Origin of the sequence: Pseudomonas sp. GM18 (assembly GCF_000282195.1) — a bacterium.
Lineage (GTDB): Bacteria > Pseudomonadota > Gammaproteobacteria > Pseudomonadales > Pseudomonadaceae > Aquipseudomonas.
On sequence record NZ_AKJT01000005.1, the window covers coordinates 1 to 17,964 of the forward strand.

The window sequence follows — 17,964 nt, forward strand, 5'->3', positions numbered from 1 at the left end:
CTTCGGCAGCTCCTACAGGGGGGAACTCTGCAGCCATAAATCCCTATGACGATCGAGCATCCTCCAGCCTGGCCTCCAATGCAATGCTGGCAAGACCCATCGGTCACAGGCTGTGCCACAAGCGGTACAAAGTGTCACACGGGTTGTACCGCAAGCGTCACAAGCACCGACCGGCCGTCCGACAAAAAACACACAAGCCCTTGATTTACCTGACCTGCAAGGCAGTGGCCCGACCTTTGCTCTACGCTTGTTACCGCGCTCTGGCGCGTCCTCCCTTATAAGCACAAAAGCCAAGGAGAAACCCATCATGCGTTACGCTCACCCCGGAACTGAAGGCGCTATCGTTTCGTTCAAGAGCAAGTACGGTAACTACATCGGCGGCGAGTTCGTCGCGCCTGTCAAAGGTCAGTACTTCACCAATACCTCGCCGATCAACGGCCAACCGATTGCCGAATTCCCGCGCTCCACGGCCGAAGACATCGAAAAAGCCCTGGACGCTGCCCATGCCGCCGCCGATGCCTGGGGCGCCACGTCCGCCCAGGCTCGCTCGCTGGTCCTGCTGAAAATCGCCGATCGCATCGAACAGAACCTGGAACTGCTGGCGATCACCGAATCCTGGGACAACGGCAAAGCCGTGCGCGAAACCCTCAACGCCGACATCCCGCTGGCCGCCGACCACTTCCGCTACTTCGCCGGTTGCATCCGCGCCCAGGAAGGCAGCGCTGCCGAGATCGACGGCAATACCGTGGCCTATCACATCCATGAACCGCTGGGCGTGGTCGGGCAGATCATCCCGTGGAACTTCCCGATTCTGATGGCCGCCTGGAAACTCGCCCCGGCGCTGGCCGCCGGTAACTGCATCGTTCTCAAACCGGCCGAGCAAACCCCGCTGGGCATTACCGTGCTGATGGAACTGATCGGCGACCTGCTGCCACCTGGCGTGCTCAACGTGGTGCAAGGCTTCGGCAAAGAAGCCGGTGAAGCCCTGGCCACCAGCAAACGCATCGCCAAGATCGCCTTCACCGGCTCGACCCCGGTCGGTTCGCACATCATGAAATGCGCCGCCGAAAACATCATTCCGTCCACCGTGGAGCTGGGTGGCAAGTCGCCGAACATCTTCTTCGCCGACATCATGCAAGCCGAACCGACCTTCATCGAAAAAGCCGCCGAAGGCCTGGTGCTGGCGTTCTTCAACCAGGGCGAAGTCTGCACCTGCCCGTCCCGCGCCCTGGTGCAAGAGTCGATCTATGACGAGTTCATGAAAGTCGTCATGAATAAAGTCCTGCAGATCAAGCGTGGCGACCCGCTGGACACCGACACCATGGTCGGCGCCCAGGCGTCCGAGCAGCAATTCGACAAAATCCTTTCGTACCTGGAGATCGCCAAGGGCGAAGGCGCCGAACTGCTGACCGGCGGCAAGGTAGAAAAACTCGAGGGCAGCCTGGCGACCGGGTATTACATCCAGCCGACCCTGCTCAAGGGCACCAACAAAATGCGCGTGTTCCAGGAAGAAATCTTCGGCCCGGTGGTGAGCATCACCACCTTCAAGGACGAAGCCGAGGCTCTGGCCATCGCCAACGACACCGAGTTCGGCCTGGGGGCCGGCCTCTGGACCCGCGACATCAACCGCGCCTACCGCGTGGGCCGCGCCATCAAGGCCGGTCGCGTGTGGACCAACTGCTACCACCTGTACCCGGCACACGCCGCGTTCGGCGGTTACAAAAAGTCCGGCGTCGGCCGTGAAACCCACAAAATGATGCTCGATCACTATCAGCAGACCAAAAACCTGCTGGTGAGCTACGACATCAATCCGTTGGGTTTCTTTTAACGCGACGCAACACCGCGTAACGGCTTTCGCGGGCAAGTCGGATCGCCGCACCGCTCGCTCCTACAGGTATCAGTGATCTGTAGGAGCATGGCTTGCCAGCGAAGGCACCTCCATTAACACCACCCACAGCGCCCTGCCGGTCTGGCATGGGCTTTGCGTGCCCGCTCTACACCTGAACGCCATACCCGAAAGTCCAACAGATCAAACAATAAAAAAGACAGAGAGGACTTATGACTTCTACTACACAGCTCAAACCCACACTCGGCACCCTGCATCTATGGGGCATTGCCGTCGGCCTGGTGATTTCCGGCGAATATTTCGGCTGGAGTTACGGCTGGGGCACCGCAGGCACCCTGGGGTTTCTCGTCACCGCATTGATGGTGGCGACGATGTACACCTGCTTCATCTTCAGTTTCACCGAATTGACCACCGCCATTCCCCACGCTGGCGGGCCGTTTGCCTACAGCCGTCGGGCCTTCGGCGAGCGAGGCGGACTGATCGCCGGCATCGCCACCCTGATCGAATTCGTCTTTGCGCCACCGGCGATTGCCATGGCCATCGGCGCCTACCTCAATGTGCAATACCCGGAGCTGGACCCGAAGGTTGCCGCCGTTGGCGCCTATTTCGTGTTCATGACCCTGAACATCCTCGGCGTCAGCATCGCGGCCACCTTCGAACTGGTGGTCACCGTGCTCGCCGTCGCCGAATTGCTGGTGTTCATGGGTGTGGTCGCACCGGGCTTCAGCTTCAGTAACTTCGTGCTCAACGGCTGGTCGGGCGCCAACGAATTCAGCATGGCCTCGATTCCCGGCATCTTTGCGGCCATCCCGTTCGCGATCTGGTTTTTCCTCGCCATTGAAGGCGCAGCCATGGCCGCCGAAGAAGCCAAGGACCCGAAACGCACAATTCCCAAGGCTTACGTCAGCGGCATTCTGACCCTGGTGTTCCTCGCCATCGGCGTAATGGTCATGGCGGGCGGTGTCGGCGACTGGCGTCAACTGTCGAACATCAACGATCCGCTGCCTCAAGCAATGAAAGCCGTGGTCGGCAACAATTCGAGCTGGATGCACATGCTGGTGTGGATCGGCCTGTTCGGCCTGGTGGCGAGTTTCCACGGGATCATTCTGGGCTATTCACGGCAGTTCTTCGCCCTGGCTCGCGCCGGTTACCTGCCCGCCTCCCTGGCCAAACTGTCGCGCTTCCAGACCCCGCACCGGGCGATCCTGGCGGGCGGCGTGATCGGCATTGCGGCGATCTACAGCGACGGCCTGGTCAACCTGCAAGGCATGACGCTGACGGCTGCAATGATCACCATGTCGGTATTCGGCGCCATCGTGATGTACATCATCAGTATGCTGAGCCTGTTCAAACTGCGTAAAACCGAGCCAAACCTGGAGCGCACCTTCCGTGCGCCGGGCTACCCGATCGTGCCGGGGATCGCGCTGTTTCTGGCGGTGGTGTGCCTGGTGGCGATGGCCTGGTTCAACACGCTGATCGGCTGCGTGTTCCTCGGTTTCATGGTGGCCGGCTACCTGTACTTCCAACTGACCGCCAAACAGCGCGCCGATGCACCGGCGGATGCGATGCTCGAAGGCGTCTGAGTTGCACCGGCGCCGGGCTAATTCCCGGCGCCTGCCATATTGAAGTGCACCGCCGCCCCACAGGGGTTCGGCGGTGCATTTGAGATATTTATTGAATCAGGAGGACACCGCCCCATGGCCGTATTTGCCCATACCGTCGGCGCCCAGACCTACCGCTTCAACAGCCTCAAGGACGTCATGGCCAAAGCCAGCCCGGCACGCTCCGGGGACTTTCTGGCCGGCGTTGCCGCCCTCAACGATGGCGAGCGGGTCGCCGCGCAGATGGCCCTGGCCAACACCCCGCTGACCCACTTCCTGGAGGAAGTGCTGATTCCTTACGAGGCCGATGAAGTCACCCGACTGATCATCGACACTCACGACAAACAAGCCTTCAAGGTGGTCAGCCACCTCACCGTCGGCGGTTTCCGCGACTGGCTGCTCAGCGAAGCCGCCGACGAACAGAGCCTGCGCGCCCTCGCCCCTGGCCTGACCCCGGAAATGGTCGCCGCCGTGTCGAAGATCATGCGCGTGCAGGACCTGGTGCTGGTGGCGCAGAAAATCCGCGTGGTTACCAAGTTCCGCGGCACCCTGGGCCTGCGCGGCCGGCTCTCGACGCGCCTGCAGCCCAATCACCCCACCGACGAACCGGCCGGCATCGCCGCCAGCATTCTCGACGGCCTGCTGTACGGCAACGGTGACGCGATGATCGGCATCAACCCGGCCACCGACAGCATCGCTTCAATCTGCGCCATTCTGGAAATGCTCGACGCGATCATCCAGCGCTACGAGATTCCGACACAGGCCTGCGTGCTGACCCACGTCACCACCTCCATCGAGGCGGTGAATCGCGGGGTTCCGCTGGACCTGGTGTTCCAGTCGATTGCCGGCACCGAAGCGGCCAACGCCAGTTTCGGTATCAACCTCAACGTTTTACAGGAAGGCTATGACGCGGGTTTGAGCCTGAATCGCGGCACACTGGGCCAAAACCTGATGTATTTCGAGACCGGCCAGGGCAGTGCCTTGTCGGCCAATGCCCACCATGGCATCGATCAACAAACCTGCGAAACCCGCGCCTACGCCGTGGCGCGGCATTTCAAACCGTTTCTGGTGAACACCGTCGTCGGCTTCATCGGTCCGGAATACCTCTACAACGGCAAGCAGATCATCCGTGCCGGCCTCGAAGACCACTTTTGCGGCAAGCTTCTGGGCGTGCCCATGGGCTGCGATATCTGTTACACCAACCATGCCGAAGCCGACCAGGACGACATGGACACTCTGCTGACCTTGTTGGGCGTGGCCGGGATCAACTTCATCATGGGCATCCCCGGCTCCGACGACATCATGCTCAACTACCAGACCACCTCGTTCCACGACGCCCTCTACGCCCGGCAAACCCTGGGCCTGAAACCGGCGCCGGAGTTTGAACAGTGGCTGGCGAACATGGGCATCTTCACCCAGGCAGACGGCAAAATTCACTTCGGCAACAGCCTGCCGCCGGCGTTCCGCCAGGCATTGGCGCAACTGGGATGAGTGTTGATATGGATAAACCACCCGTCGACCCGCAGAACCCATGGCTGGAACTGCGTCGCCTGACCCCTGCGCGAATTGCACTGGGTCGCACCGGCACCAGTATGCCGACCAGCGCGCAGCTGGATTTCCAGTACGCCCATGCCCAGGCCCGGGACGCAGTGCACCTGCCCTTCGACCACACGGAGCTCAGCTCGCAACTGACCGCGCGTGGACGTGAGAGTTTGCTGCTGCACAGCGCCGCCACGGACCGGAACAGTTATTTGCAGCGCCCCGATTTGGGGCGCAAGTTGAGTGACGAGTCGGCGCAGACACTGCGTGATTACGCACGAGCCCATCCTGGCGGGGTGGATTTGGCCGTGGTGGTGGCCGATGGTCTCTCGGCACTGGCCGTTCATCGCCATACCTTGCCGTTTCTGGCACGCATGGAAGAACAGACAGCTATCGAAGGCTGGTCCCTGTCGCCGGTGATTCTGGTGGAGCAAGGCCGGGTGGCGGTGGCCGACGAGATCGGCGAGCTGCTCGGTGCGAAAATGGTGGTCATACTGATCGGCGAACGCCCTGGATTAAGCTCGCCAGACAGCCTGGGGCTGTATTTCACCTATAATCCCAAGGTCGGACTGACGGATGCCTACCGCAACTGCATCTCGAATGTCCGGCTCGAAGGCTTGAGTTACGGCATGGCGGCACACCGTTTGCTGTATTTGATGCGCGAAGCCTGTCGGCGGCAGTTATCAGGGGTCAGTCTGAAGGACGAAGCCCAGGTTCAGACGCTGGAGTCGGACACAAGAGCAGACTTGAAAGGTAATTTCCTACTCAGTCCGTCGGATGCCTGAACCGTTTCCGCATTGCGTTTCTATTCTGGTTTAAGGCAGGATCGATGCACGGCCGCCAAGGGTTTCCTATCGCCGTCACCATGTAAGACAGCCACTTGAAGACGAGACCTACCATGCGGATTATTCAAGCGACCCTCGAACACCTGGACCTGCTGACCCCGTTGTTCGTCAAATATCGCGAGTTTTACGGTTCCCTTCCGTATCCGGACTCGTCCCGGGCGTTCCTCGAAAAGCGCCTGCGGCGCAAAGAGTCGGTGATCTACCTGGCCCTGGCCGATGACGACAACAACAAACTGTTGGGTTTCTGTCAGTTGTACCCGAGCTTTTCGTCTCTTTCGCTCAAACGTGTGTGGATCCTCAACGACATCTACGTCGCCGAAGACGCCCGCCGTCAGTTGGTGGCCGACAACCTGATCCGCACCGCGAAGAAAATGGCCAAGGAAACCAATGCCGTGCGCATGCGCGTTTCCACCAGCAGCAACAACGAAGTCGCGCAGAAAACCTACGAATCCATCGGGTTCAGGGAAGACACCGAGTTCAAGAACTACGTGTTGCCGATCAGTGACGGACTTTAAGGCCCCCAAAAAGATCGCAGCCTTCGACAGCTCTACATTGACCGGGGCGACCTCGAACCTATAGGCGCTGCCGAAGGCTGCGATCTTTTCCGACAAACTCCGCAACACATTGACATGCCTCGCTACAAACTCGACGCGTTTTTCACTTTTCACCCCGTATAATGCCCACACCTCACGGCTCGTAAGAAAAATCACACCCCGCTGTAGTCTTACGCGAAGCTATCCGCACAGGCCTGCTGAGTCGGGCCATCACCACAGGTGCTTTCCATGGATTTCAACCCGATCGACGTTATTCTGCATCTCGATGTTTACCTCGAGATGCTGGTGAACAACTACGGAGCATGGATCTACGCCATCCTGTTTATGGTGATCTTCTGCGAAACCGGTCTGGTGGTGATGCCATTCCTGCCGGGCGATTCCCTGTTGTTCATCGCGGGCGCCGTGGCGGCCGGTGGCGGCATGGATCCGGTACTGCTGGGGGGCTTGCTGATGCTGGCGGCGATCCTCGGCGACAGCACCAACTACGTGATCGGCCGCACCGTCGGCGAACGGCTGTTCAGCAACCCGAACTCGAAAATCTTCCGCCGCGACTACCTGCAACAAACCCACGATTTCTATGACAAGCACGGCGGCAAAACCGTGACCCTGGCGCGCTTCATGCCAATCATCCGTACCTTTGCCCCGTTCGTCGCCGGTGTCGGCAAAATGCCTTACCCGCGATTCTTTGCCTTCAGCGTTTTCGGCACCATCCTCTGGGTGGGTGGCCTGGTAACCCTCGGTTACTTCTTCGGCAACGTACCGTTCATCAAGAAAAACCTGTCGCTGCTGGTGGTGGGCATCATCCTGGTGTCGCTGCTACCGATGATCATTGGCGTAGTCCGCAGCCGTCTCGCTAATGCCGCATCCAAAGCCGAACCCCGCTGACTGACGATGTGGTCCCTTAGCGCCTGGCGACGCCGGCGCACCCTGGCCAGGCATCCGATTGCCGACGACATGTGGCAACGGGTGCGCCATCACCTGAGTTTCCTCGATGGCATCAGTACGGCCGAAGACCGGTGGCTGCGCGAAGCCAGCGTGCTGTTCCTGCAAGACAAACACCTGAGCGCCCTGCCCGGCGTCGAACTCCACCAGGAGCAGCGCCTGTTGCTCGCCGCCCAGGCCCAACTGCCGCTCATGCATTTGGGCGATCTGAACTGGTATCAGGGCTTTCACGAAGTCATCCTCTACCCCGACGATTTCCTCAGCCCCCAGCGCCATCGCGATGCCAGCGGCGTCGAACACGAATGGGATGGTGAACACAGCGGCGAAGCCTGGCAGCAAGGCCCGATCATCCTCGCCTGGCCCGGCGTGATGGCCAGCGGCGGCTGGGAAGGCTACAACCTGGTGATCCACGAACTCGCGCACAAACTCGACATGCTCAACGGCAGCGCCAATGGCCTGCCACCGCTGCACGCCGACATGCGCGTCAGTGACTGGGCCAAGGTCATGCAGGAAGCCTATGACGACCTCGACCGGCAACTGGAGCGCAATCCGGACGCTGAAACCGCCATCGACCCGTACGCGGCGGAAAACCCCGCCGAGTTCTTCGCGGTCACCAGCGAATACTTCTTCAGCGCCCCGGATCTGCTGCACGAGGCTTATCCACAGGTGTATGAGCAGTTGAGACTGTTTTACCGGCAGGATCCTTTGGCAAGGCTTACGCAACTTCAGGCCGATGATCCGGTCTATCGGGCTCACGACTAAGGTCTCTACGACCTCTGGTACATGGCGTCGTTGGCAGAATATGCCTATAATCGCCGCCACTTTTTGGTCAATCCGGCCAAGTATTTTTGGTCAACTAACGGGGGCATCGCCCAATGAGCTACAGCAAGATTCCGGCTGGCAAAGACCTGCCGAACGACATCTACGTCGCGATCGAGATCCCGGCCAACCACGCGCCGATCAAATACGAAATCGACAAAGACAGCGACTGCCTGTTCGTTGACCGTTTCATGGCCACCCCAATGTTCTACCCGGCCAACTACGGTTACATCCCGAACACCCTGGCTGACGACGGTGATCCCCTCGACGTGCTGGTCGTGACCCCTTACCCGGTTGCTCCAGGCTCGGTGATCCGCGCGCGTCCAGTCGGCATCCTGAACATGACCGACGACGGCGGCGGCGATGCCAAAGTCATCGCAGTCCCACACGACAAACTGTCCCAGCTGTACGTGGACGTGAAGGAATACACTGACCTGCCAGCCCTGCTGATCCAGCAGATCGAGCACTTCTTCGCGAACTACAAAGACCTCGAAAAAGGCAAATGGGTAAAAATCGAAGGCTGGGACGGCGCAGACGCCGCCCGCGCTGCGATCACCAAATCGGTTGCCGCCTACAAAGGCTGAGAAGCAACGGCTAGCTTCTAGCCCACGCCTCAAGGAAAACCCCGGTTGATCCGGGGTTTTTTGTGCCCGCCTGGAACGCCTTTAACAATGAGTTTTCAGCATCTCGGCCTGGGTGTTTGCCTGTTTATTTTTTACGAAAAGCGTCTTACATCCAGTCTTAAATTTCCCTCGAAATTTGAACGGGTCGTTTATTCAAACCCCCATCCTGCGCCCGTAGACTCGTGTTTATGAAAAAGAACACTAGCGGCCCACGGTTTAGAGCGCTCCTCGAAGCAGCCAACATCACAACGACAGGATTTGCCGCTTTCTTCGACACGGAAGCGCAAAATATCCACAACTGGTACACCCGTGGTGTGCCCGCTTATCGCATGGAAGAAGTCTCCCGACTTCTGTCTGTAAACAGTGACTGGCTGAAAACCGGCGAAGGCCCGAAAGAGTCCTCGCGCCTGCGTGTGCTCGACGAGTCCGGCAACACCTTCGACGCCCAGGCCATCCGGGGCATCTACACGGTGATCGAGCCCATCGACGTCGAACTGCCCTTCTTCAAAGAGACCGCCACCGCCCCAGGCTCCAACAAAACCCACGTCGTCGAGGACCCCGGCCAATCCATCCGCCTGCCACACAGCCACCTCGACTCCCTGGAAATCAAACATGCCAATGCCATCTGCACCCACATGATCGGTAACAGCATGGCCGAAAAGATTGAAGACGGTTCTACCCTCGCCATTGATCGCGGGCTTACGCAGATTATCGATGGCGAGATCTATGCGATCGAGCATGACGGGATGTTGCGGATCAAATACCTGCACCGGATGCCGGGGAATGCGCTGCGGTTGCGCAGCCACAACCGTGCTGAGTATCCGGATGAAATCTTCAGTGCCGAGCAGATCGACAAGCAGAACATCAGGGTATTGGGGTGGGTGTTCTGGTGGTCCACGCTCAACAAACGCAGACCGTCCGTACCGTTCTTGTAAATACGAAGCCCTGTAGCAGCTGCCGAAGGCTGCGTCCGGCTGCGCAGCAGTCGTAAACCCATTATTCACGGTATTACTGAAACTCCGCGGTGAATGGTTTTACGGCCGCTTCGCAGCCGAACGCAGCCTTCGGCAGCTGCTACGCCTCAGCGCAATCGCTCTACCCCGCACGCCAAGCTGGGAATTCTTCAAAAAAATCAGTATGCTGCGCCCCACATTTGCGCATCGACCCTTTCCAAGGCTCAGATCGCACCGACAAGGCAGATCACTTTCTCGCCAAGTCCCACAGCCGGACGCAAGATCCGGGTGTACGTTTTGAAGGCTGGCGCGGTTTACCAAAAATAAACCAAGCCAGTCCCCGAGAAGCCGGCCACAAGCCGGCTTTTTAATTGTCCGAAATAATCCTATCCCAACCGAGAGTCCTGCCGATAGTTTAGCTATCACGGGAGTTTCAGGCTCGTCCCTGTCCAATGGTGTTCAACGCCATTTGACCACTACACACCTAGAACGGGTAGCGAAAAAAACATCTCCTGTAACTCCCAAGCAACTGGCTATAGTCGTTTCAATAAAACTCTGCATACCACTTTGAAGCAGAACAGGTTGATAGAGACCATCGAGAGCAATCAATGCCGACCATTGAATCAAAAGGTTCGCTCACCCCCCACCACGCCAAGTATTTCGCTTGGGAGTTAACACGTCGCCGAGCTGCCAGCGAGGAAGATCGACTTTCCCAGTCGCTTTTTGATGCCAGTGTCGACCTCAACCCTCATCAGATTGATGCCGCCCTTTTTGCCCTGCAAAACCCACTGAGCAAAGGTGTGATGCTGGCTGATGAAGTCGGTCTGGGTAAAACGATTGAAGCCGCGTTGGTCTTAGGGCAGCTCTGGGCCGAACGCCGTCGCCGCCTTTTGGTTATCTGCCCTGCGGCACTGCGCAAGCAATGGGCGCAGGAGCTTTCCGACAAATTCAATTTGCCCGCCCAAGTGCTGGATGCCCGCACCTGGAAACAGCTTCGCCAAGACGGCATCTACGATCCGTTGGACCGCGACGTTATCAGCATCATGTCACTCCACTTCGCTGCGCGTATGGAGGAGCAGCTAGGCAATATTCCATGGGATTTAGTCGTCATCGATGAAGCCCACAAGCTGCGTAACGCCCACCGAAAAAGCAACGAAACGGGGCAATCACTCAAGCGCTCACTCGCCGGGCGACGCAAGCTTTTACTAACTGCCACACCGCTGCAGAACTCACTCATGGAGTTGTATGGTCTCAGCTCGCTGATTGACGAGGACATTTTTGGCGATGAGCGCAGCTTTCGTGCTCAGTACAACAACACTGATGGTGACCTGGCAGCTTTACGCCGCCGTTTACAACACTTTATCAAGCGCACCCTGCGTAGGGATGTACTTGAGTACGTGCCCTATACCCAACGCCATGCGCTGACCACACCATTTACCCCAAGCGATGACGAGCAGAGGCTTTACGACCTCATCTCCGCGTATCTACACCGCGACTTCAGCTATGGTTTCCCGCAGCGCCAGAAGCATCTCGTGGCCCTTATTCTGCGCAAGCTGCTGGCCTCGTCCACGGAGGCTGTCGTCGCGACACTGCAAGCCATCAAAGCTCGCCTGCAGAAACTGCTGGATCGCCAGAGCATCGATGAGGAATGGTTCGAGCACCTGATAGAAGAAGAAGACCTAGAGGAAGACCTTCTCGAAGCAGCGGAAGAGTCTGCCAACTACGAAGCCCCTGACTTAGCCAGCAAAGTCGACTTCGATCTGCTGAGTAAAGAAATCACAGAGCTCGACGTTTATATCGAGATTGCTCACAACATTCGTGAAGACCAAAAATCCTTCGCCCTACTGAACGCGTTGGAACAAGGCTTCGCACGTATGTCCGGTATGGGCGCACCGCGAAAGGCAGTGATCTTTACTGAGTCCCGCCGCACTCAGGAATACCTGGCCCGCTTTCTCGAGGCTCATGGTCACGCCGGCAAGATTGTCACCTTCAGCGGCGGCAATCAGGGTGAGGCCGCTACCGGCATCTATCAGCGCTGGCTGGCTCGCTACCATGGTAGCGACCGAGTCACAGGTTCCCCCGCCATCGACCGCCGCACCGCACTGATCGATCACTTCCGAGATAGTGCCGAAATCCTGATTGCCACCGAGGCGGCCGCCGAAGGTGTGAACCTACAGTTCTGTTCCCTGGTGGTGAACTACGACCTACCTTGGAACCCCCAGCGCGTAGAGCAACGCATCGGTCGCTGCCATCGTTACGGGCAGCGCTTTGACGTGGTTGTGATCAATTTCCTAAACCAACGCAATGCCGCAGACCAGCGCGTACTGGAGCTACTGCAGGACAAGTTTCACCTATTCGATGGTGTCTTCGGTGCATCTGACCAAGTACTCGGCAGGATCGAAGTCGGCATCGACTTCGAGAAACGCATTGCCGAAATCTACGACCGCTGCCGCACGCCCCAAGAGATCGACGACGCTTTCGCCAGCCTCCGCGCAGAACTGGATGCGGATATCCAGGCACGCATGCTGGAAACCGAAAAGCTCCTGTTGGAAAATTTCGACGCAGACATCCACAACCTGCTCAAAACTCACAAAGAACGCGCTGAAAGCCAACTAGATAGAATCACACGTCTTTTTTGGCAGCTGACTCAGTACATTCTGGCGGAACAAGCAAGGTTCGACAGCAAGTTACTTACCTTTGACCTTAGCCTACCGCCCCTCCCCCAGATCGCAACCGGGCACTACCAGCTCATTCGCAAAGGCGAGCTGGCAAAACAAGCTCAGATTGAAAACACTCGAATCTACCGTCTGACACACCCATTGGGCGAATACGTATTAGATCAAGGACGTAATGCTCCTGCCCCCACAGCTACTCTGCGCTTCAATTATGCGCAATGGCTGGAAAGTCGTAACCCGCGTATCAGTGTCATCGAGCAACTGGTCGGTCAGCAGGGGTGGCTGCAACTCAACTTGCTGGAGCTCGACAGCTTCCAGCATGAGGAACACCTGGTATTCACCGCAATGGCAGATAGCGGCGAGTTGCTTGACCAGGAAACCTGCGAAAAGCTCTTCCAGCTTTCTGCCACAACCGAGCCAGCCCATACCACCCCCCCAGATGATCTGCATGGCAACGCCCGTCGCCAGCTCGACGCAGCATTGAGCCAGGCGCTGGAGCAAAACGACAAATTTTTCCAACAGGAGCGTGAAAAACTCGATGCCTGGGCCGAAGACCGCATCCTTGCTGCCGAGCAGGCACTACAAGACACTAAGCTCAAGCTGAAAAGCCTAAAGCGGCAAGCCCGTACAGCCCAGAGTATGGACGAGGCACGGCGTCTTCAGGACGACATTCGTAAGGTGGAGGGCGAACAGCGCCGCCAGCGCCAAGAAATCTTCTCCGTGGAGGACGAGATCGAAGCACGCCGTGACGCACTCATCGAGGCACTTGAGAAACGCCTACATCGTTCCAGCCGTACTCACGCGCTCTTTACCATTCGCTGGGTAGTAGCCTGATGCGTCGCGAAAAGCCAAATTAAGAACACGCTTCGCAAACATGTCGTCATCAGCGACACAAGAACAAAACATGTCGCAAAAATCAAAAAATAGCGACACGTAAAGCACTCATGTTTACACTGACGCAACGAAAAGGGCGCTCTGATGAGCGCCCTTGCCTTTAGATGGATACTCCAAGGATCAGGCTCCCATCCATGACTGCGCCCCTCTTACCCTGGCAAGCCGACAAGCCCTATAACCAGATTCCACCCTTGCCACCAGCAGCCGAGCTTGAAACCCGCGCAGTGCTCAAACTCTGTATTGAAGCGCGCACAGCCTTGGCCGAATTGAAACAGGCGGCCGAGTTGATCCCTAACCAAACGATGCTGATCAACACCATCCCATTGCTGGAAGCCAAGGACAGCTCGGAGCTCGAAAGTATCGTCACAACCACGGACTTGCTCTTCCAGCATGCCCAGGATGGCGACAACCATGCAGACCCTGCGACTAACGAAGCCCTGCGCTACCGCAAGGCTCTGGATCATGGCTACCGGTCGCTAGCCGAGCGCCCACTCTCCACTGGCACAGCAGTCGAGATTTGTCGCACGCTCAAGGGCGTGAACATGGATATACGCCGGGTGCCAGGTATCCAGTTGGCCAATGACCGCACTGGCGAGATCATCTACACCCCACCGGAGGGAGAAGATCGCTTGCGTGACATGCTCGCCAACTGGGAGCGTTTCCTGCAAAACGAGACTGACCTGGACCCACTGGTGCGCATGGCCGTTGGCCATTATCAATTCGAAGCCATTCACCCGTTCACCGACGGCAATGGCCGAACCGGCCGAGTGCTCAACACCCTGTACCTGATCCAGGAAGGTCTGCTGAATCTACCGATTCTCTACCTTAGCCGTTACTTCCTTGCGCATAGAGCCGATTACTACCGTCTGCTGCTCGATGTTACCCGCAATCAAGCCTGGGAGCCCTGGCTGCTGTACATGCTCAGCGCCGTGGAAGAAACCGCCCGATGGACCGGCACCAAAATTGCCGCCATCCGCGGCCTGTCCGAGCACACCACCCAGTTTGTTCGCGAGCATCTGCCGAAAACCTATTCCAGCGAGCTGGTGGACGTAATTTTCGAGCAGCCCTACTGCCGCATCAGCAACGTCGTCGACAAGCAGATTGCTCAGCGTCAAGCCGCCTCTCGCTACCTCAAAGAGCTGGTCGCCATTGGCGTTCTGCAAGAGGTGCAGGTCGGCAAGGAAAAACTCTTTATCCATCCCAAGCTGATGCAGTTACTAATTCGCGACAACAACGAATTCAAGCCCTACGCCTGACCCATTTTTGAGAAGCACATATGAGCAAGCAAAAAGACCAATTTATCGCCCTTCTGGGTGATCTCTTCCAGCTCAATCAGTCTGAACTCGACTTCGGTCTGTACCGCATCCTTCACGCCCGAAGCGCGCAGATCAAAGCCTTTATCGATACCGAACTGGGCAGCGAGATCGATGCCCACTTCGCCGGCCAATCGCAAAGTAACGCTCATGACGCGTTAGAAGCAGCACGCGTAAAAGTCGCCGAGACGCTCGGGGAAGATGCTTTCTTACCCACGGGTGAACTGAAGCCTGAATATCGCGGCACCAAGGTCGGTAAGGAATACGAGCTTGCCCAGCAGCACGCACGCGATGGTGGCGGCGTACTGGCTGACGATGCCCAGGTATACGAACACCTGTACCGCTTCTTCAGCCGCTATTACGACAAGGGCGACTTCATGTCGAAGCGCTACTTTGTCTCCGAAAACGACAGCCGTGCCGCTCCCTATGCTGTGCCCTACGATGGCCGTGAGGTCATGTTGCACTGGGCCAACAAAGACCAGTACTACATCAAGTCGAGCGAGGCACTCAGTAATTTCACTTTCGACCTCACAGCAGCACAGGCCAAGGAACAGGGCCGCCAAAGTGGCTTCGAATTCCAGCCAGCGATCACAACCCCACTGAAGGTGCATTTCCGTCTGGCAGCAGTAGCAGAAGGTGAGCACAACAACGTGAAAGAAGGCCAGGAGCGCTTCTTCGTCATCCACACAGCGGAACCGCTGAAGCTGGAAATCAACGATAAAGGGCTACCGGAACTCGTTGTGCAGTTCGACTACAGCCCTGACAGCACTAAGTCCGGTCAAGCTGGCACCTGGCAGCAGAAACGTCTGACAGAAGCCGAACAGGTGGTAGGCGAGCAGCTCGCCAACCTAGTTTTCAAATTTCCAGAGCTTCGGGACTTTGAACAGCCGCTATTTGCGCCAGCCCCCACCGATAAGCAGCCAACACGCACAATACTAGCCAAGTATCTGAGCCAGTTCACAGCACGCAACACCATGGACTACTTCATCCACAAAAATCTCGGTAGTTTCTTGCGCCGCGAACTGGATTTTTATATCAAAAACGAGATCATCCGCCTTGACGATATTGAGGCGGCCGATGCTCCGCGCGTGGATGAATATCTAAAAAAATTGCGCGTCCTGCGCAAGATTGCACGGCGCATTATCGACTTTCTCGCCCAGCTCGAAGATTTCCAGAAAAAACTCTGGCTCAAGAAAAAATTCGTTGTCGAGACGCAGTACTGCATCACCCTGGATCGCATACCGGAAAGATTCTATCCAGAAATTGCAACCAATGAGCAGCAGCGGAAAGAGTGGGTTAAATTATTTGCGATTGATGAAATTAAGGGCGACATGGCCCAGCCTGGGTACAGCATACCTCTCTCTATTGAGTTTTTGAAATTCAATAAATTCCTCACAATCGACACCTGTTTTTTTGATGACGAAACAAAATCAGAGATACTGGCAACCCAGAGTGAACTTGACAAAACCTGCAACGGAATAATCATCCAATCCGACAATTTTCAAGCGTTATCAATTACAAAAGAAAAACTTAGCAATCAGGTTAAACTGATCTACATAGATCCGCCATACAACACCGGCGGAGATGATTTTGTTTACAAGGATAACTACAGGCACTCCAGCTGGTGCTCCATGCAAGCAGATAGACTGAGCCTTGCAAAGGAGCTACTTTCAAACTCAGCCGGCATTGTCTGCAACCTTAACGACATTGAAGACTGGCGCTACAGGGGACTACTCGAAAGCTCTCTTGGAGATGAAAGTTACATAACAACTGTGACTACAAAGTGCTCTACCGCCTCCAGCTTTCGCACCGTAAACCTAGGCCCAGTAGACATATCTGACAGATTAATTTTTGCGGCAAAAGACAGAAGCAATTACAGCTACACAACCAGCTATGTAAAAAAACCTGTGGATCTCGCTCACTTTTCAAGATTTATTGTGAACCCGGAGCAAGATTGTTCTCGCTGGGAATTCAAGCCTATTAAGGTTCAAGTTCTTCAAGATCTAGGATTTGAATGTGAAAACTCTGCAGCTGGAATGAAGCTAGCACGCCAGAAATGGGGGGATGCTGCATCTGCAATTGTTGAAAACGCATGCGAACAGTTCGCTATAAAAAATGCGAGTCGAGTGTTCGAAACTAAAACTTTACAAAAGCCAGCACCTTGGCTTCGCGATCATATTGAGTACTCGAAAAACAATAAAAATGAAGTAGTAAAAGTTGAGCGTGACACTAGCGAAAATATGTATCTACTCGGAGGAAGACAGTTTTATTTCCTTTCAAAATCCGTAAGAATTGTTGATGGAGCTCAAGCTATAGCCGAGCCTGCATCCACAATATGGATCGACATCGACACCAACAACTTGAAACACGAAGGCGCAGTTGACTTCCCATTAGGAAAAAAACCTATAAAACTGATATCTCGACTTATCGAGATGGCCCAAAATGCAGAAGGAAATTATGTTCTGGATTATTTTGCAGGCTCAGGAAGCACAGGTCACGCAGTTATAAGTACAAACAGAAAAAACCAAACCAATGACAAATATGTTCTTTTCGAGATGGGTGAGCACTTCTCATCCGTACTGCTACCAAGAATTAAAAAATCTGCGTACTCAGACACTTGGAGAAATGAAAAACCCATTTCCCGAGACGGAATTAGCCATTGCTTTAAATATCTGCGTCTAGAATCTTTCGAAGACACGTTAAACAATCTGCAACTGCCAGACTCTCCACATCTAAACACCAACTCGGTCGACTCCGTCGAGATGACACGTGAGTATCTTCTCAAGTATTGGTTGGAGTTCGAAACCGCCGGCAGCCCGAGCCTGCTTAATGTTCGTGAATTTACTGACCCGACGTCCTACAAACTCAAGGTCAAGCAACCTGGTAGCGATGCCCAAGTGGAAAAAAACATCGACTTGGTGGAGACCTTCAACTGGCTCATTGGTCTGCATGTCGCCCACCTCGATCAACCACGCCGCTATGCCATCGAACTGGTGCGTGAAACTGATCCGGAGCTACCCAAAGACCAAGATACGCGCTGGCTTTCAAGCGCCATCAAGGAACGTAACGATGGCGAGTTCTGGTTCCGTGCTGTGGAAGGCCACATTTTCCGCGCACCGGGAGACGATTTGTCGCGTGAGCGTGTCCTGGTAATTTGGCGCAAGCTGACCGGAGACTCTGGTCGCGATCAAGCTGCCCTGGAAGCATGGCTGAACAAACGCAGCATCAACCCGCGTGAAAGTGAATACGACTATATCTACGTGAATGGTAATCATGCTCTGCCCAGCGATGGCGATGCCGCCACACGCGTGCGCCTGATCGAAGAGACCTTCGCCCAGCGCATGTGGGAGGACGCTTGAG

The 17,964-nt window shown here is 56.3% G+C and carries 12 protein-coding genes; all 12 read left to right on the forward strand.

Translation table 11 applies throughout. The features are described 5' to 3' along the window. The first annotated feature begins 307 nt into the window (after nucleotides 1-307). The 12 genes from exaC to PMI21_RS26430 all read left to right on the forward strand — a co-directional run bounded on the left by exaC (nucleotide 308) and on the right by PMI21_RS26430 (nucleotide 17,963). Nucleotides 308-1,828, forward strand: coding sequence for an acetaldehyde dehydrogenase ExaC (gene exaC, locus PMI21_RS26485; RefSeq protein WP_007933565.1), 1,521 nt, complete (start codon nucleotides 308-310; stop codon nucleotides 1,826-1,828). 230 nt (nucleotides 1,829-2,058) lie between these two features. After that, a complete protein-coding gene (eat, locus tag PMI21_RS26480) occupies nucleotides 2,059-3,429 on the forward strand; it encodes an ethanolamine permease (RefSeq protein ID WP_007933568.1) in 1,371 nt (456 codons plus the stop codon). A 114-nt stretch (nucleotides 3,430-3,543) separates the two neighbouring features. Then, on the forward strand, nucleotides 3,544-4,938 hold the full coding sequence (locus PMI21_RS26475; protein WP_007933570.1) for an ethanolamine ammonia-lyase subunit EutB: 1,395 nt from the start codon (nucleotides 3,544-3,546) through the stop codon (nucleotides 4,936-4,938). A gap of 8 nt (nucleotides 4,939-4,946) precedes the next feature. Further along, complete coding sequence (gene eutC / locus PMI21_RS26470) at nucleotides 4,947-5,771, forward strand: ethanolamine ammonia-lyase subunit EutC (RefSeq protein ID WP_162130323.1); 825 nt, start codon at nucleotides 4,947-4,949, stop codon at nucleotides 5,769-5,771. A gap of 113 nt (nucleotides 5,772-5,884) precedes the next feature. Beyond that, on the forward strand, nucleotides 5,885-6,346 hold the full coding sequence (locus tag PMI21_RS26465) for a GNAT family N-acetyltransferase (protein ID WP_007933573.1): 462 nt from the start codon (nucleotides 5,885-5,887) through the stop codon (nucleotides 6,344-6,346). Nucleotides 6,347-6,613: 267 nt separating this feature from the next. After that, entirely contained in the window at nucleotides 6,614-7,270 is a 657-nt protein-coding gene (locus PMI21_RS26460) for a DedA family protein (RefSeq protein ID WP_007933575.1), read from the forward strand. A 6-nt stretch (nucleotides 7,271-7,276) separates the two neighbouring features. Then, complete coding sequence (locus PMI21_RS26455; protein WP_007933576.1) at nucleotides 7,277-8,089, forward strand: zinc-dependent peptidase; 813 nt, start codon at nucleotides 7,277-7,279, stop codon at nucleotides 8,087-8,089. A 113-nt stretch (nucleotides 8,090-8,202) separates the two neighbouring features. Continuing rightward, nucleotides 8,203-8,730 (forward strand): inorganic diphosphatase, encoded by a 528-nt coding sequence (gene ppa / locus PMI21_RS26450; protein ID WP_007933577.1) that lies wholly within the window; start codon nucleotides 8,203-8,205, stop codon nucleotides 8,728-8,730. A gap of 227 nt (nucleotides 8,731-8,957) precedes the next feature. Next, a complete protein-coding gene (locus PMI21_RS26445) occupies nucleotides 8,958-9,704 on the forward strand; it encodes a S24 family peptidase (RefSeq protein ID WP_007933578.1) in 747 nt (248 codons plus the stop codon). A 626-nt stretch (nucleotides 9,705-10,330) separates the two neighbouring features. Next, nucleotides 10,331-13,231 carry an SNF2-related protein gene (locus PMI21_RS26440; RefSeq protein WP_007933579.1) on the forward strand — a complete coding sequence of 967 codons (2,901 nt, stop codon included), beginning with the start codon at nucleotides 10,331-10,333 and terminating at the stop codon, nucleotides 13,229-13,231. Nucleotides 13,232-13,425: 194 nt separating this feature from the next. Continuing rightward, on the forward strand, nucleotides 13,426-14,547 hold the full coding sequence (gene fic / locus PMI21_RS26435; RefSeq protein ID WP_007933580.1) for a protein adenylyltransferase Fic: 1,122 nt from the start codon (nucleotides 13,426-13,428) through the stop codon (nucleotides 14,545-14,547). 20 nt (nucleotides 14,548-14,567) lie between these two features. Next, nucleotides 14,568-17,963 carry a DNA methyltransferase gene (locus PMI21_RS26430; RefSeq protein WP_007933581.1) on the forward strand — a complete coding sequence of 1,132 codons (3,396 nt, stop codon included), beginning with the start codon at nucleotides 14,568-14,570 and terminating at the stop codon, nucleotides 17,961-17,963. Nucleotide 17,964 lies beyond the last annotated feature (1 nt).

What these genes read in the sequence shown, in the direction of transcription:
- exaC (WP_007933565.1), top strand. Translation starts at nt 308, where the DNA reads ATGCGTTACGCTCACCCCGGAACTGAAGGCGCTATCGTTTCGTTCAAG.
- eat (WP_007933568.1), top strand. Translation starts at nt 2,059, where the DNA reads ATGACTTCTACTACACAGCTCAAACCCACACTCGGCACCCTGCATCTA.
- PMI21_RS26475 (WP_007933570.1), top strand. Translation starts at nt 3,544, where the DNA reads ATGGCCGTATTTGCCCATACCGTCGGCGCCCAGACCTACCGCTTCAAC.
- eutC (WP_162130323.1), top strand. Translation starts at nt 4,947, where the DNA reads ATGGATAAACCACCCGTCGACCCGCAGAACCCATGGCTGGAACTGCGT.
- PMI21_RS26465 (WP_007933573.1), top strand. Translation starts at nt 5,885, where the DNA reads ATGCGGATTATTCAAGCGACCCTCGAACACCTGGACCTGCTGACCCCG.
- PMI21_RS26460 (WP_007933575.1), top strand. Translation starts at nt 6,614, where the DNA reads ATGGATTTCAACCCGATCGACGTTATTCTGCATCTCGATGTTTACCTC.
- PMI21_RS26455 (WP_007933576.1), top strand. Translation starts at nt 7,277, where the DNA reads ATGTGGTCCCTTAGCGCCTGGCGACGCCGGCGCACCCTGGCCAGGCAT.
- ppa (WP_007933577.1), top strand. Translation starts at nt 8,203, where the DNA reads ATGAGCTACAGCAAGATTCCGGCTGGCAAAGACCTGCCGAACGACATC.
- PMI21_RS26445 (WP_007933578.1), top strand. Translation starts at nt 8,958, where the DNA reads ATGAAAAAGAACACTAGCGGCCCACGGTTTAGAGCGCTCCTCGAAGCA.
- PMI21_RS26440 (WP_007933579.1), top strand. Translation starts at nt 10,331, where the DNA reads ATGCCGACCATTGAATCAAAAGGTTCGCTCACCCCCCACCACGCCAAG.
- fic (WP_007933580.1), top strand. Translation starts at nt 13,426, where the DNA reads ATGACTGCGCCCCTCTTACCCTGGCAAGCCGACAAGCCCTATAACCAG.
- PMI21_RS26430 (WP_007933581.1), top strand. Translation starts at nt 14,568, where the DNA reads ATGAGCAAGCAAAAAGACCAATTTATCGCCCTTCTGGGTGATCTCTTC.